Source organism: Cellulophaga geojensis KL-A, assembly GCF_000568425.1.
Classification (GTDB): domain Bacteria; phylum Bacteroidota; class Bacteroidia; order Flavobacteriales; family Flavobacteriaceae; genus Cellulophaga; species Cellulophaga lytica.
Map to the genome: position 1 here is coordinate 122,190 of NZ_ARZX01000004.1, position 15,652 is coordinate 137,841.

The 15,652-nt window shown below is 30.4% G+C and carries 16 protein-coding genes and 3 tRNA genes; 14 read left to right on the forward strand and 5 right to left on the reverse strand.

Features of this window, described 5'->3' with window-relative positions; all coding sequences use genetic code 11:
- The first annotated feature begins 182 nt into the window (after positions 1–182).
- The 8 genes from KLA_RS05100 (at position 183) to KLA_RS05135 (ending at position 7,665) form a co-directional block, all read left to right on the forward strand.
- Positions 183–851: an NADPH-dependent F420 reductase gene (locus KLA_RS05100; protein WP_394357422.1), complete on the forward strand. Its 669-nt coding sequence runs from the start codon at positions 183–185 to the stop codon at positions 849–851.
- Positions 852–900: 49 nt separating this feature from the next.
- Entirely contained in the window at positions 901–1,200 is a 300-nt protein-coding gene (gene hpf / locus KLA_RS05105; protein WP_013622040.1) for a ribosome hibernation-promoting factor, HPF/YfiA family, read from the forward strand.
- Between the two features lie 62 nt (positions 1,201–1,262).
- Positions 1,263–1,580: a hypothetical protein gene (locus KLA_RS05110; RefSeq protein WP_013622039.1), complete on the forward strand. Its 318-nt coding sequence runs from the start codon at positions 1,263–1,265 to the stop codon at positions 1,578–1,580.
- Between the two features lie 28 nt (positions 1,581–1,608).
- Positions 1,609–2,994 carry an NAD-dependent succinate-semialdehyde dehydrogenase gene (locus tag KLA_RS05115; protein ID WP_034644444.1) on the forward strand — a complete coding sequence of 462 codons (1,386 nt, stop codon included), beginning with the start codon at positions 1,609–1,611 and terminating at the stop codon, positions 2,992–2,994.
- 213 nt (positions 2,995–3,207) lie between these two features.
- The gene (locus KLA_RS05120; protein WP_013622037.1) at positions 3,208–3,657 is read left to right on the forward strand and encodes a ferritin-like domain-containing protein; all 450 of its coding nucleotides are present in this window, start codon (positions 3,208–3,210) and stop codon (positions 3,655–3,657) included.
- 256 nt (positions 3,658–3,913) lie between these two features.
- A complete protein-coding gene (locus KLA_RS05125; RefSeq protein WP_013622036.1) occupies positions 3,914–4,465 on the forward strand; it encodes a helix-turn-helix domain-containing protein in 552 nt (183 codons plus the stop codon).
- 15 nt (positions 4,466–4,480) lie between these two features.
- Complete coding sequence (locus tag KLA_RS05130; protein WP_013622035.1) at positions 4,481–4,927, forward strand: response regulator; 447 nt, start codon at positions 4,481–4,483, stop codon at positions 4,925–4,927.
- Positions 4,928–5,085: 158 nt separating this feature from the next.
- A complete protein-coding gene (locus tag KLA_RS05135; RefSeq protein WP_034644446.1) occupies positions 5,086–7,665 on the forward strand; it encodes an ATP-binding protein in 2,580 nt (859 codons plus the stop codon).
- A gap of 2 nt (positions 7,666–7,667) precedes the next feature.
- On the opposite strand, the gene KLA_RS05140 is transcribed toward KLA_RS05135, so the two are convergent.
- Complete coding sequence (locus tag KLA_RS05140) at positions 7,668–8,465, reverse strand: TerC family protein (protein ID WP_013622033.1); 798 nt, start codon at positions 8,463–8,465, stop codon at positions 7,668–7,670.
- Between the two features lie 223 nt (positions 8,466–8,688).
- Between KLA_RS05140 and KLA_RS18070 the strand changes: the two genes are divergently transcribed.
- Genes KLA_RS18070 through KLA_RS05145 form a run of 3 tightly spaced genes read left to right on the forward strand, consistent with a single transcriptional unit; the run spans position 8,689 to position 10,092 of the window.
- Positions 8,689–8,835 (forward strand): hypothetical protein, encoded by a 147-nt coding sequence (locus KLA_RS18070; RefSeq protein ID WP_013622032.1) that lies wholly within the window; start codon positions 8,689–8,691, stop codon positions 8,833–8,835.
- A 50-nt stretch (positions 8,836–8,885) separates the two neighbouring features.
- Positions 8,886–9,032 carry a lmo0937 family membrane protein gene (locus KLA_RS17950; RefSeq protein ID WP_013622031.1) on the forward strand — a complete coding sequence of 49 codons (147 nt, stop codon included), beginning with the start codon at positions 8,886–8,888 and terminating at the stop codon, positions 9,030–9,032.
- 28 nt (positions 9,033–9,060) lie between these two features.
- Entirely contained in the window at positions 9,061–10,092 is a 1,032-nt protein-coding gene (locus KLA_RS05145) for a helix-turn-helix domain-containing protein (protein WP_013622030.1), read from the forward strand.
- Positions 10,093–10,300: 208 nt separating this feature from the next.
- Here KLA_RS05145 and KLA_RS05150 read toward each other — a convergent pair whose 3' ends face one another.
- Positions 10,301–10,792, reverse strand: a complete 492-nt coding sequence (locus KLA_RS05150) for a Dps family protein (RefSeq protein WP_013622029.1) — start codon at positions 10,790–10,792, stop codon at positions 10,301–10,303.
- 244 nt (positions 10,793–11,036) lie between these two features.
- On the opposite strand from KLA_RS05150, the gene cls reads away from it, so the two are divergent.
- Both cls and KLA_RS05160 read left to right on the forward strand, forming a co-directional pair.
- Positions 11,037–12,458, forward strand: a complete 1,422-nt coding sequence (cls, locus tag KLA_RS05155; RefSeq protein ID WP_034644448.1) for a cardiolipin synthase — start codon at positions 11,037–11,039, stop codon at positions 12,456–12,458.
- A gap of 22 nt (positions 12,459–12,480) precedes the next feature.
- Positions 12,481–13,083, forward strand: a complete 603-nt coding sequence (locus KLA_RS05160; RefSeq protein WP_013622027.1) for a hypothetical protein — start codon at positions 12,481–12,483, stop codon at positions 13,081–13,083.
- Between the two features lie 21 nt (positions 13,084–13,104).
- Here the strand turns inward: KLA_RS05160 and KLA_RS05165 are convergent, their stop codons facing one another.
- From KLA_RS05165 to KLA_RS05175, 3 genes are all read right to left on the reverse strand, one after another.
- Positions 13,105–14,628 (reverse strand): GH3 auxin-responsive promoter family protein, encoded by a 1,524-nt coding sequence (locus KLA_RS05165; RefSeq protein WP_034644450.1) that lies wholly within the window; start codon positions 14,626–14,628, stop codon positions 13,105–13,107.
- A gap of 211 nt (positions 14,629–14,839) precedes the next feature.
- Positions 14,840–14,914 (reverse strand) — tRNA-Pro (locus KLA_RS05170).
- Between the two features lie 70 nt (positions 14,915–14,984).
- A tRNA-Ser gene (locus KLA_RS05175) sits at positions 14,985–15,073 on the reverse strand.
- A 385-nt stretch (positions 15,074–15,458) separates the two neighbouring features.
- Here KLA_RS05175 and KLA_RS05180 point away from each other — a divergent pair.
- A tRNA-Arg gene (locus KLA_RS05180) sits at positions 15,459–15,532 on the forward strand.
- Positions 15,533–15,652: the final 120 nt, after the last annotated feature.

Below are 15,652 nucleotides of genomic sequence, written 5' to 3' on the forward strand. Positions count from 1 at the left end.
TCTTTATTTTTACTGATTTTTGCAATTTTCAAGCAAAAACACGTAAAAAACAATCCTTTTTAAACAAAAAACACTCAAAATCGCTTCATTTTATTGATAGCATCAAAAAAGAACGGATACCAGTTAACCCAGGCTTTAAATGGGTTGTAATTTTGATGTAGAAATTAAAGTATAACATTCTGATGCGTCAGAACATAAATCAATATAAAATGAAAATAGGAATTATAGGAAGCGGAAATATTGGAGGAAATTTAGGAAAACATTGGGCAAATGCAGGGCATAATGTGCTTTTTAGCTCTAGACACCCAGAGGAATTAGGTAGCCTAGTTAAAGAGGCTGGACCTAATGCAAAAGCAATGAGTGTTACAGATACTTTTGAAGAAAATGCAGATGTATATGTGTTGGCTATGCCTTTTAAAGCTGTAGATAAAATATCTGAGTTATATGCTGGTGAATATGCCAACAGCGTTATACTAGATGCTACAAACCCATATCCAGAAAGAGATGGTGAAATGGCTAAAAATGTTAGAGATGCAAATTACAACGCGTCTGAGTATACTGCAATGAAATTTAGCTCTGCAAAAACCGCTAAAGCTTTTAATACCATTAAGGCACAAGATTTAAAAAATGAAGCTTTTAAAGACACAAACAAGCTGTCTGTCCCTTATGCCGCACAAGACCAAGAAAGCAAAGCTGTAGTAAAACAGTTAATTGAAGATATTGGGTTTGATGCTGTGTATGTTGGTAATTTAAGTGATACCAAAATTATGGATCCAGATCAAAAAATTTATGGTTTAAGCACCTCTAAATCAGATTTACTAGAAACTATAAATTCACAAAAATCATTTTAAGTAATAACTAGTACTACTTAAAATAATTTACAAATTTAAAACACTTTATATGCAAATTATATTTGAATACCATGACGTTACAGCAAGTGACAGATTAGAAAACATAGCAAAAGAAAAATTAGACCATTTACATAAAAAGTTCAACTTTATACATAGAGCAGATGTGTTCTTTAAAGTACAAAATAGATCTGATGATATGGAGCAAATTTGTGATATACGTATAAGTATGCCAGGACCTAGATTATTTGCTTCTACACATGCCGAAAATTTTGAGTCTGCCATAGCAGAAACAGTAAGAGATTTAGACAATCAATTGCAAAAAACCAAAGAAAAAATGAGTGTTAGGTAACTATGCTTATTTACAAGCATTTATGGTTACATAAATTATACACATCACTTAAAAAAAATACAATGAGCACAGATAAAAAAAAGATACAAAAAAACGATACCAAAACAACTTACAACCCTAATATTACAGATGAAGACCTGCAGGCCATAGGTAAAAAAGGACTAAGCGTAGACACTGGTGATGATGAGTTGTTACAAAACAGAAAAGAGCGTATAGATTTTCAGGGGAAAGATTTAGATATTCCGGGCAGAAATGAAACTAAAAAAAGCTCTAAAAATAGTTTAACAGATGAAGAAAATAGTTTATACGGCCAAGGAGGTGAACTAAAAGAAAATTTAGAAGCTCCAGAAAGGGCTAACACCAATAAAGATAATTTATAAGCCTAAGTGTAAACTAAAAAAACTAAAGATGAGTACAGACAAAAATACTTTTAAAACTATAAACCCTGCTACAGAAGAAACTATAGTAACATACAATTATGCAAGCAGTGATGATGCCAAAAAAAAGGTTGAGGATTGCCACAATGCTTTTTTAGATTGGAAATTAAAACCTTTAGAAGAACGTGCAGAAATATTAAAATCTATTGGAAAAACGCTAGAGAAACATAAAGAAAGTTATGCCCAGTTAATGACACAAGAAATGGGTAAACTACTTAGTCATAGTTACCAAGAAATAGACCTTTGCATAAGTATATGTGAGTACACAGCTACAGAGGGTTTAAAACAGTTACAAGACCAAGAACGTTCTCTTTTTGATGGTGGCAAAGGTACAATTCATTACTCACCAATTGGTGTAGTATACGGTATACAACCGTGGAATTTTCCGTTATACCAACCTATACGTTATTCTATTGCTAGCTTAATGGCTGGTAATGGTGTATTATTAAAACACGCAAAAAATGTAACTGGTTGTGCCTTAAAATTAAAAGAAATTTATGAAGAGGCAGGTTTACCAAAAAATCTTTTTCAAGTATTGGTTATAAACCATAGCGTGTCTGATGATATAATTGCAAACCAATATGTAAAAGGCGTTACACTTACAGGTAGTACACCTGCTGGTAAGCATGTTGCTGTTAAAGCTGCAGAAGTAATAAAAAAAACAGTTTTAGAACTTGGTAGTAATGATGCGTATATTGTTTTAGATGATGCAGATATTAGTAAAGCAGCAAAAATTTGTGCTAATGCTAGAATTTATAATAACGGACAAACTTGTATTGCTGCAAAACGTTTTATAGTTGTAGATAGTGTTTATGATGAGTTTAAAAAAGAGTTTGTAAACATTATGCAAAATATGAGCTACGGAGACCCAACCAATAATGATAACGATTTGGGACCTATTGCCAGAAAAGACTTAAGAGAGCAATTGCACAACAAAGTTGAAGAAAGTGTAGAAAATGGAGCCGAGATTTTATGTGGAGGAAAAATTCCAGATACAAACGGCTACTACTACCCATCTACTGTATTGGGTAATGTTACACCTGGGCAACCTGCTTATAGCCAAGAATTGTTTGGGCCAGTTGCATCTTTAATAAAAGCTAAAGACAATACAGACGCCATGCGTATTGCAAACGATAGTAAGTTTGGTTTAGGTGGAGGTATTTTTAGTGAAAATGAAGATAAAGCTATGGACTTAGCTAAAAATTATTTTGACACAGGTATGATACATATAAACTCTTACGGTTTAGCATACCCAAATATGCCTTTTGGCGGTGTTAAAAACTCTGGTTACGGAAGAGAACACGGTGGTTTTGGTATAAAAGAATTTGTAAATGCTAAAGCAATTACACAAGCATAACCCCAATAAACAATAAATAAAATAAACGCTAAGACTTGTAAAAGACTTAGCGTTTTATTTTTACAACACTTATGCTAAAACAACACTTTATTAATTGAGCAAAAAAGTTAATTAATAACGTTAAACTTAGCTATACTTTACTTGTAAATTTGAGTATGATAATAAAAGGACTATATCATTAAAAATAAGTCCTGTAACATAAATTACATAAATATGACAACATACACTGAACAAGTAGGAACAAAACTAAACAATTTACTAGAAAAAACATACGATGCTGAAAAAGGATATAAAAAAGCAGCAGAAAACACAGATCATAATGCACTAAAAACATACTTTAACAAACGTAGTAAAGAGCGTTATGACTTTGGCCATGAATTAAAAACAGAGATTGCCAAATTTGGAGAAGAGCCAGAAAAAGGCGGTAGTTTAACTGGTAGTATGCACAGAGCTTGGATGGATACTAAAGCTTTTTTCTCTGCAGATGATGCAGAATCTATGTTAGAAGAATCTATTAGAGGTGAAAAGGCTGCTGTAGAAGAGTATGAAAATGTTTTACAAGACACTACCCTACCATCTAGCACAGCTACAGTTTTATTAAAGCAAATGAACAATATTAAGTCTGACTTAAATACTATTAAGTTTTTAGAAGACATTAGTTAATATATGCACTAACCACATAAAAAAGGATGCTTTTTAGCATCCTTTTTTGCGTTTAAACGCAAACAAAAATTACATAAAATTAATAAACTAACTTATTAATACTTAACAGGCTAACTAACATTGCTCTAATAAAAAGTGAGGTGCACTAAAAAAAAACCTCCATATTGATAAAAAGCCTATATTTAACAAATTAATAAATGACGTAATAACGCGCTCATTTCTCTATATAAACGGAGCATCATAATTGTATCATTTTATGAAAATGAACCTTAAATTTGATTATAACTTTATTTGTAAAACCATTTTACAAGAACAGTTAGGCGCGCTAAATTTAGAGTACAAAATACATAGTTTAAGTGAGGTTGAGTTTAAAAAAAAACCTACAGAAACAGAGTTGCAATATGTAACACAAGCCTTAGAAAAATATGGCATAACAATTATTGTAGACCAGCAAAGTGCTTTAGTACAACGCATTAAAGAATTAATAACAGAGCTTATTAACGATACAGAAAAGTCTAGAAAATACAATGCATCAGACTATTTATCAGAAAAGCTAAATTACTCTTATGCGCACTTGTCTTCTGTGTTTTCAGAAACCACCTACTCATCTATTGAAAATTTTATAATTCTTAAGAAAATAGACTTAGCTAAAGAACTTATTATTCATAAAAATTATACGCTTACAGAAATTGCTCACGAACTTAATTATAGTAGTGTAGCACATTTGTCTGCCCAGTTTAAAAAAACTACGGGCTTAACTCCATCTGCTTTTCAGAGGATTATTAATAAAAGAAAGAAAAATGAATAGTAAAACCTTAAACTAATGGCGGTAGATATTATGAATATAGTTTTAGCCGATGATGACTCTGACGATCGCTTATTGTTTGAGGAGGCTATTGAAGAAATTGATGTAAAAACAAACCTATCTTTATTTAAAGATGGTAAGGAACTTATAGATTATTTAGTGCTACCTGAGGCTGTTTTGCCCGAAATTGTTTTTTTAGATTTAAATATGCCCGTTAAAAACGGAATGCAATGTTTAAAAGAAATACGTAACAATGACACGCTTAAAGATTTGTGCGTTGCTATTTACTCTACATCATCATCAGAACAAGATATTGAAGAAACTTTTGTAAATGGAGCAAACATTTACATTAATAAACCTAACAGTTTTTCTGCCTTAAAAAAGGTTATAGAAAAAATAGTGAAAATAAATTGGCAATACCATACCTCTGCCCTTAACAGAGATAACTTTTTATTGCGTTTATAACTGTTTAAAATAGAGCACAAAATTTTTTACTCTTTTTTGTGCTCTATCCATTTTATTTTTAACTCAATACGTTTACCAACTCCAAGAACTGGTATTATAAAAAATTGTTTTACTACTTTAGCTTGTCTATTAAACCAAACAAAAAAACAAAATAGCAAGTGGTTAAATCTTCTAAAATATTTATTGTATTACTAATTTTATCTATTGCCTTATTAACCTTTTTAGGAAGCAATAGTTACAAACAAATTAGAGAACAAGAAAAAACCGCAGAGTTAGTTGTTTTTACGCTACGGGTAGAGACAGAGATAAATACTCTTTTTTCTAGATATGCTATGATGCAGTCTCAGGTTTTAAAAAATAAACTGCAAGACAAGGTTAACCACACTATTATTTTAAACAGGCAAAAGGACAGTGCTTTAACCACTTTTAATAACCTTAAGTTTTTAACACAAGACAAGCCTAACCAACAAAAAAAACTACAAGAATTACGTACCATACAAGAATCTTTTTATGCGGCATTAGACGAACTTAACGCTTACAAAACTGATACTACTTTAGAAGAGCAGAATGACGCTGCCTTGCTGCACAATGTTTCTGTTTTAATGGATGAAATTGAAGCTATTAAAACTACTATGCTCGGTAATGCAGAAGATTATTTAGCAGAGCAACAAAAACAGTTTTCTACCTCTAGACTTATAAACCCAATTACCACGTTATTTTTAGGTATGACTGCTTTGGTTATTTTTCTAGTCTCGTTTTGGCAAATAAACAAACAACGTAAAAAAAATAACCGCACCACTGCTTTTTTAGAAAGCGTTTTAAAAAATACTGAAAACATTGTTAGTTATTACACTCCTGTAACCAATGACAATAACAAAATAATAGATTTTAAAATTAATTTTATAAACCATAATATAGAAAATGTTTTAGGTACTAAGGTTAAAGAAATGAAAGGTAAATTACTATCTACCATACTACCAATACAATTTAAAAATGGTGTTTTTGAGCATTTAGTAGATTGCTATGAAACCGGCAAAACTCAAAAATTTAAAAGAAATCATACTTTTAACGGTACAGATTACAGATTTAAAACTAGTGTTGTTAAACTAAATAATGGTGTTTTGGCTACTGCTAGTGATATTACAGAAGAGCATATTATAAAGAAAAATTTAACAGCAACTAAAGACCAATTAGAGGCACAAAATTTATTACTGTTAGACAATAGAGCTTTTTTAAGCAATGTTTTTAAAAGCACATCTAACATAGTAACACATTTTAAGTCTATTAGAGATGCATCAGAAAAAATAACAGATTTTGAAATTTTGTTTATAAATGATGCCTTAAATGAAGGTATTAAAAACAATATTCCGTCTGAATTAAAATACAAAAGAGCTTCAGAAATTTATCCTAATATTTTTAAAAATGGTGTTTTTGAAAAAATGGTAAGTTGTATTGAAGAGTCTCGGCAAATAGAGTATGAAACACAAATTAATAAAAACGGAAAAACAATTTGGCTGCATGATACCGCTATAAAACTAAACGACGGTGTAACGGTTACTTCTAGAGACATAACCTTAGAAAAAACAAGAGCCGAAAAACTAAATGCATTATATGCAGAGATTGAAATACAAAACTCTATTTTTAAAGACGCGGAAGAAGTTGCAGATATTGGTAGTTATGTTTGGTACTTAGATACAGGAGCCGCGGTAATATCTGATAACTTTTACCGTATTTTAGGATATGAGCCAAATGCTTTTGAAGTTACTTTTGATAATTACCGTAAGTTTGTTCACCCAGATGATTTAAAAAGGTATGACAAGTTTGGCAAAGAGATGGTAGAAAAAGGAAGCTCTAACATACACACATACCGTATAATTACCAAATCTGGTACAATTAAACATATTTACGTAAACGGCCAAAACATTATTAAAGATGGCAGAAACACTTCTGTAGGTGTTGTACAAGATATTACAGATAGCGTAAAAACCGAAGAAAAACTTAAAGCAAAAAATCAAGAACTAAAACGCTCTAATGCAGAGTTAGAATCTTTTAACCGCGTAGCTAGCCATGACTTGCAAGAACCTATGCGTAAAATACAAATGTTTATCTCTAGATTGTCTGAGGGAGAATTAGAAAAACTATCTGACAGAGGAAAAATGTATTTTAATAAAATTGATAGTTCTGCCAATAGAATGCAAACATTAATTAAATATCTATTAGCTTACTCTAGAATTAATAGAACTAAAAAAGATTTTGTAAAAATTGAATTAGACACTACGCTACATAAAGTTTTAGACGATTTAGAAGAACTGATTGCAGAAACTGGTGTTGCCATTACTGTAAATAATTTACCTACAATTAAAGCTATTCCTTTTCAAATGGAACAGCTGTTTAACAACTTAGTAAATAATGCTATAAAATACAGGTCTACCACGCATAGCCCAGCAATTACAATTGATTGCGAAAAGCTACCACGCACAAAAATTAAAGAAGTCTTTGATAAAAAAAGAAAAAACTATTACCGAATAACTATAAAAGACAACGGTATTGGTTTTGAGCAAGAAAATGCTAAAAAAATATTTGGTCTTTTTGAACGTCTACATCAAAAAGAACAATATTCTGGTACAGGAATAGGCCTAGCTATATGTAAAAAAATAGTAGTAAACCACAGAGGTCATATTACAGCTACAAGTAAACTTGGTATTGGGTCTACATTTAGTATTTACTTACCTGCTTAATACTACTTATTTTTAGTAGAGTTTTTCTTTAACTTCATATTTAAAAACTCTACTAGTAATGAAAAAGCAATAGCAAAATACAAATACCCTTTTGGTATAGCTCCAATACTTTTACCAAACAATACGGTACCAGATAAATGTGCAGCTTCGGTTATTAGCATAAAACCTATTAATATTAAAAAGGACAATGCCAGCAATTGCATAGATGGGTGCTTGCTAATAAACTCTCTTATGCTATTGGCAAACAGCATCATTACACATATAGATATTACAACAGCTATTATCATTAATATTAAAGAGTGGTTTTCATGAGTACCAATACCATTAGTCATACCTACAGCCGTTAATATAGAATCTATAGAAAAAATAAAGTCTATAAGTACTATTTGCATTATAGCTTTTGGTAGAGATGTAATTTTTTTAGCTTTTAATTCTTCTTCCTCTTCCCCTGGTTCATCTATTTTTTCGTGTATTTCTGAGGTACTTTTATACAATAGAAAAAGTCCTCCAAAAAACAATATTATTCCTTGCCAGCTAATACCAACTTCTAACCATGATGTATTAATGGTATAAAAAGGTTCTTTTAATCCTACTAAAAAGGAAACACCTAATAGTAAAATAATACGTTGTACCATTGCCATTAACAAACCTAAATTGGTTGCTTTTTTTTGTTGGTCTTTAGGTAATTTACCTGCTGCAATAGATATAAATACAATATTATCTATACCCAATATAATTTCTAAAAAAGTTAAAGTTAATAATGCTATCCAAGCATCTGCACTAGAAAAAATCTCTAACATAGGTAATGGTTTTGTAGTGTAAAGTTACGGTTTTGGATTCTACAATAAAATTATAAAAAATACCATCAAAAAGCATAAATGTTATTCAAAAGCATCAAAAAATAATGGTTTAACGTCCAAAAACAGGGCTTTTCTAATAATTATATAACATAAAGCAAAAATTATATAACAAAAAAAGACGCAATCTTCATCAACTTTGTATCAAACAAAAAACAACAACAATATGATACATATAAAACAAGCTTGCATTACAAACTCTAGAGTTGGTCGCAGTTGGGTTAAAGAATCATTGCGTCCAAAGAACGACAAACAGAACGCTACAAACAAAAATGGCAATACAGATAGTTTTAAAAATTTAAATAAAGAATAGGGTTCTGTCCTTATATCAATTTAAAAACACAAACAATCACAAAAAATAATATGAAAAAGCTATTACTACCACTAGCAATAATTTTAATACTAATTTGGGCATTAGCCTTCTTTATTTATGCATTAGGTTATATAGCACATATTTTTTTAGTAGCAGCAACTATACTTTTTATTTTAAAAGTATTGCAAGAAAAATAAATAAGAATCTCCTAAACAAAGAAACGTTATGAAAGTTATAAATCTTAAGACAAACAATATAGAACAAGACTTTAATCAATTTAAAGAAGATCTAGGCGGAAGTTTAGAGTACACGCACAAAGAGTACTCTTTAGAATTAGATAATAATTTTGCAACGGGAGATATTAAAGGAGTATCTGTAAACAAAAATATATCTTTTATAGAGTATAATTTAAAATTTGCACAAGACACAATTATAGTAAGAAACACGCCAGTTACAAACCCTATTTATTTTTTATACTGTGCAGAAGGGCAAATGAGTCATAGTTTTGGTTTAAACGGTAAGCAAAGGTCTTTAAATCAATTTCAGACAGGTATATTTGCCAGTGACCCAAGCAAAGACGCTTGTTTTTACTTTAGAAAAGGACAATCTGTAACTTTTTCTAACATTAGTATTAATACCTACACAGAAAAAAATGATGACCAAGCTGATGATTTGCTACAAACTCAGCTTTTAAAAACATTTATGCCTTCTAAGGAAAAAGAAATATTTGCATACGTAGGCTCATACAACCTAAAAATTGCAGAAAAAATGCAACAATTAGAAGCTATTAAGCAAAAAGGTATTGTTAGACAATTATTAATAAAAGGAATTGTACATACCGTTTTAGCCTTAGAAATAGAACAACACAACCAAGACAAAAAACACGGTTCTACTAATTTTGGTTCTTTAACAAGAAGTGAAATGGACACTGTTAAAGAATTGTCTAACTTTATTAAAAATTATCCAGAAATTAAATATACATTAGTTTATTTAAGTAAAAAAGCGGGTATGTCTCCTGCAAAATTACAAGAAGGGTTTAAGTTATTACATAACCGTACAGTGTCTGACTTTATTAGAAACACAAGAGTAGAAAAAGCAGAGAATTTATTAAAAACTACAGATCTTAATATTTCAGAAATTGTGTATACTGTTGGTTTAACTAGTAGAAGTTATTTTTCTAAAATATTTAAAGAAAAATATAACTGTAGTCCAAAATATTATCAAGAAAATCAATTTTCGACTCCGCTTACTGCTTAATAATATAAAATATAACACTATAAAAAAATTCGCTTTACTAGCGAATTTTTTTTGTTTATAAACACCTACAATCATTAAAACGCATCTTTATTGTATCAATAAAACTGGTTCATATATAACAGCTACTAACTAATAATTAACAAACAACAACGCATAAAAAAAGGCGGTAAGATTAAAACCTTACCGCCTTTTTATTTAAATAATTATTTTATTTAAATGTTTTTAAAGATGAACGTAACATCCAAGCCATTTGCTCATGCATTTGCAATATTGCCGTAATAAAATCTGCTGTACCCTCATCATTATGTGCCTCAGCATTTTCTCCAATGCTCTCTCTAATAAATTTAATTATTGTTTGGTGATCTTCTAATAAAACCTCCATAAAACTAGCACTATCATTTTGGTCTGGTCCGTTTTCTTTTAACCCAGACAACTCTATAAATTGTTGCATACTTCCTGGTGAGTAAAAACCTAACATACGTATACGTTCTGCTACTTCATCAATAGTATTTTCTAACTTACCGTACTCTTCTTCAAAAAATACGTGTTTGCTATGAAAATCTAAACCCTCTACATTCCAGTGAGCATTTCTGTATTTGGTGTACATTACATACTCATCTGCAAGTAATTGCTTTAACATTTTTACTACAGCTTTCCTATTATCTTTTTTTATTCCAATAGCTGTCTCTGTTGCTTCCATTTTTATATTTTTTTATGATTATAGTATAAATATACAAGCAAAGTTTTGCTACTATTAACCCTATTAATTTTTTAATTACCTCTAAAAAAACGACATCACAAAAACACCTTAAATAACTTAAAACCAATCATTTTAAAGCGTAAAAACATAATAATTAACGTTATTAAACTCTTTTGTAGCTCTAAACAAAAAACTTAACAGTAAACAAAAATGTGTTAGCTATATTGTAAATAAAAAAATAACTATGAATACTTTTTTATGGATTTTGTACGCATTAGTAACACTAAGGAGTATTAGTAGTATTATTTTTCATGGCAGCAGACCTACAAAATCACTCAGTTGGTTTTTAGCAGTAATTTTACTACCGTTTGCAGGTGCCTTACTTTATTATATGTTTGGTGTAAACCGAAGAAAATTTAATTTTTTTAGAGACAAACAAGAAGAAAAAAAGAAACAATTTGATAAAAAATATAAACAAGTACATAAGTTAGATAATACAGTTACTTTTAACACACCTAAGCAGCAAAAACTATCTAAACTTATAGAAAGTAGTACTCTTTTAAAAGCGTATAACAACAATAATATAACTGTACTTAATAACGGTAAACAAACTTTTGATAGCATTTTTGATGCATTACAAAAAGCAGAAAAATATATTCATTTACAATACTATATTTTTTCTAAAGGAGAATTAACAGAACGTTTTTACACTATTTTAAAAGATAAAATAAACTCTGGTGTAGAAGTACGTTTAATTTATGATGCCTTTGGAAGTTATTCATTTAACAACAAAACAATTAAACGATTTAAACATATTGGAGTTAAAGCTTACCCAATGATGCCTATTAAATTTGGCAACCTACTGTATACTTTAAATTATAGAAACCATAGAAAAATAATTGTGATTGATGGTACAGTTGGTTTTACAGGAGGTGTTAATGTAACAGATAAATACATAAAACCAATTTCTAATGTTGGTGTTTGGAAAGATATACACTTAAAACTAGAAGGGCCAATTGTAAATAGCTTACACAGAGTATTTATTAAAGACTTTTATTTTGCTAGTAATGATGAAGTTTTACTGCATAAAAACTACACATCTAATACACAAAGCAAGGGTAAACATACTGCACAAATTGTTGCTGCCGGACCAGACTCTAAGCAGCCAGCTATAATGCAGCAATACATACAAATGATAAATATTGCAGAAAAAAACATTTGTATAGCCAACCCCTATTTTATACCAAGCACATCTGTATTACAAGCTTTAAAAATTGCTGCACTTAGCGGTGTTGCAATTACCATTTTAATTCCTAAAGTATCCGATTCTTTAATGGCCAAATACAGTATGTTCTCTAGACTAGAAGAGCTATTAGAAGTTGGAATTAAGATTTACCTACGTCCAGATTTTTCGCATAGTAAAATGATATTAATTGATGGTGAAATATTATCTGTAGGTTCTGGCAATTTTGATTACAGAAGTTTTGAGCACAATTTTGAAACCAATGCGGTAATTTATGATGAAGAAATAACAAAAAGCATACAAGAAAAATTTAATGCCATATGCAATAAAGACACTATTTTAAAGTATGAAACCTTTAAAAACAGGCCTTTATGGAAGAAATTATTAGAAGGTATAGCCAAATTTTTTAGTCCATTACTGTAACAATACAAGCAATTAAAAACTAATGAAAAATATAATTTATATACTATTATTTATGAGTGTAAAATACTTAAATGCACAACACATTATACCTAAAATTATTGAAAAAGAAGCTTTAGTAGCCCTATCATACTATCCGCAATTAAAAAATACAGAAATTGAATTTAGATTTAAAGATAATATTAAAAAATCTACAATGCTTGCGCAGCCTGTTTTTGGAAGCCTTTTAAAATCTAAGAAAAAAAGACGCTACCTTATTTTAATGAGTAAAAAATTTAAAATCTCTGGGAAAGAATTTAAAACCACAGATGTAGATAGTGATATATTAGTAGGTTGGTTAGGCCATGAACTTGGTCATATTTTAGATTACCAAAACAGAAGTAGCTTAAACTTACTTTGGTTTGGCATAAAATATTCGTTGTCTGACAATTATATAAAAGAAGCAGAACGTGCCGCAGACTCTTATGCTGTAGCATCTGGTATGGGAGACTATATTTTAAAAACCAAAAATTTTATATTAAACAACGCAGAAATAGATGCAACTTATAAAGCTAGAATTATAAAATACTACTTATCTCCTGCAGAGATTATGCTACTAGTTAAAGAGCAAGAAAAAAAGGAGCAATAATTATTGCTCCTTTTTTTCTTGCTAAGAGTTTGCTAAAACAAAATCTTCCCAGTCTTTAAATCTTTCTTGTCCCATAACCCTTTCCATTTTTACCTGTCCGCCTTTCTTTTTATTGCTTCCGCTCCATTCATGAAATACAGAAGGCAAAACAGTAGAAACTTTAATGCCCTCTAAAGCTTTAGATCTTGCTACCTTATAATTTTTATTTGCATTCATTAAAAAATCATCTAACTCATTGGCCAACTTTGTAGTACTAAGCTTAGCATTTGTTCCTAGGTACCAGCAGTGGTAAAAATCATCATTAATACGATTTGCACATAATGTATATTCTTGTATTTCTATATCAAAATGTTTTTCTAAATGTTGTACAGCATCATTAAGTTTATTTACAGATAATTGTGAACCTACAGTGTTTAAAAAGAATTTTGTACGACCTGTAATTTTTATTTCTGCCCGTTCAATATCAGTAAACTCTATAGTGTCTCCAATAATATAACGCCAAGCGCCTGCTACACTACTTAATATTAAAACATAATCTTGATTTAGCTCTACTTCAGAAATTGTAAGTGCTGGCGCATTTTGTACTAGTGAACCGTCTGGCTTAATATAATCTGGACTAAATGGTACAAACTCAAAATAAATACCATTATCTGTAACCAGTTTCATAGCATCGGTTTCTGGTCTTTGCTGAAAAGCAATAAAACCTTCAGAAGCCAAATAAGTATCTATAACAGTTATAGGCTTACCTAAAAGAGCGTTAAAACTTTTTTTATACGGTCCAAAAGCTACGCCACCAGAGGTATAAACTTGTAAATTGGGCCATATTTCATGTATGTTATTTAAGTTATTGTATTCAATCACTTTTTGTAACATAAGCTCCATCCATGAAGGTATGCCACTTAAGGCTCCTATATCCCATTCTGATGCTTTTTCTGCTATACGCTGTACACGTTTATCCCAATCTGCAATTTGTGCAATTTCTTTACCTGGTTTGTAATAATTTTGAAACCAAAACGGAATATTACTAGCACTTATTCCACTAATTTCACCTTCTAATGCGTTGTTATGTTCCTCTAAATCTGTAGAACTACCTAACATCATTATTTCTTTTTCAAAAAAGTCTGCAGGCAAATCAAAATTCTTAAGTGCCAAAACTTGTTGTATACCAGCGTTACGTATAGCTTTAACCATGTCATCTGTAACAGGTATGCGTTTACTTGTTTTACCCGTAGTACCAGAACTAAGTGCAAAATAATCTGGACTATTTGGCCAAGTTATATTTTCTTCACCTTTTTGCACATATTGCCACCAATTACTGGTTATTTGGTTGTAATCTGAAAAAGGAACTTTAGCACTAAAAGTTTTTTCTGGGTTATTAGAATTTAATATTTCTGTAAAACTATAATGTTTACCAAACTTGGTATGCTCTGCGGTACGTAATAAATTTTTAAGCACTGCACGTTGTTCTGCAGCTGCATTATACTCTACAGAAATAATATCAGATGCATGTATTATTCCTTTTATTATGTTTCCTATTATAGCCATATGTTAGTGTTTTAGGTTGTTATATGCTTTTGCTTAGAAATTAAATTCTATAAACAACAACCCAAAAGTCTATTAATTTTACAAAAGAGTTTAACCCTTTTAAAATTATTATTAACACTATAAAAGTATGTGCCCACTAAAAATTAGGCATAAAAAAAACCAGTAATAAAAATTACTGGTTTTAATTGTTTTGAGTCTTTCTACTCAATTGTCGGGGTGGCAGGATTCGAACCTGCGACCTCCGCGTCCCAAACGCGGCGCGATAACCGGGCTACGCTACACCCCGATAGGTTATCTAATACTTTCAGTACTTAGAGAAATTTTTCTGCCCTCGCAATGTGCTTTGGCAGCTATTGCGGAGAGACAGGGATTCGAACCCTGGGTAAATGTTTCCACCTACGACGATTTAGCAAACCGCTCCTTTCGGCCACTCAGGCACCTCTCCAAAATCTTTAATGAACTTGCGCAGTTTTCAATTGCGAGTGCAAATATATAACGATTAAGGGTAGCTACCAAGCTATTTTAAACTTTTTTTACGTTTTTTTTCAATCTTTTTTGTAACCTATTCATTTTAAGAACCTTTACTTAAAACTTTTTTTTAACCTAAATACTTTATTGTATTAATTACTAAATATTAATACTAATTATGAGTCATAATAGGGTTACTAAATTATAAAACACCTCTCCTATTTTCATTATTTAGAATTCAACTTTTCTCCATTTTATTAAAAATAAAAAAAGTAAAAAATAAATCTAAAATTAACTTGCATATTAAAAATAGATTATTGTATATTTGCAGCCCGAAAGACAAAAACATTTGTCATTTCAATGGTCGCGTAGCTCAGCTGGATAGAGCATCTGCCTTCTAAGCAGACGGTCAAAGGTTCGAATCCTTTCGCGATCACAAAAAGCCTTCAGTTTTACTGAAGGCTTTTTTGTTTTATACCACTTACAACAGCACTCTCATAAATACACTTCACTTACCAAAAAAACATAATAGCTTAATTATTATGTTTTTAGCAAT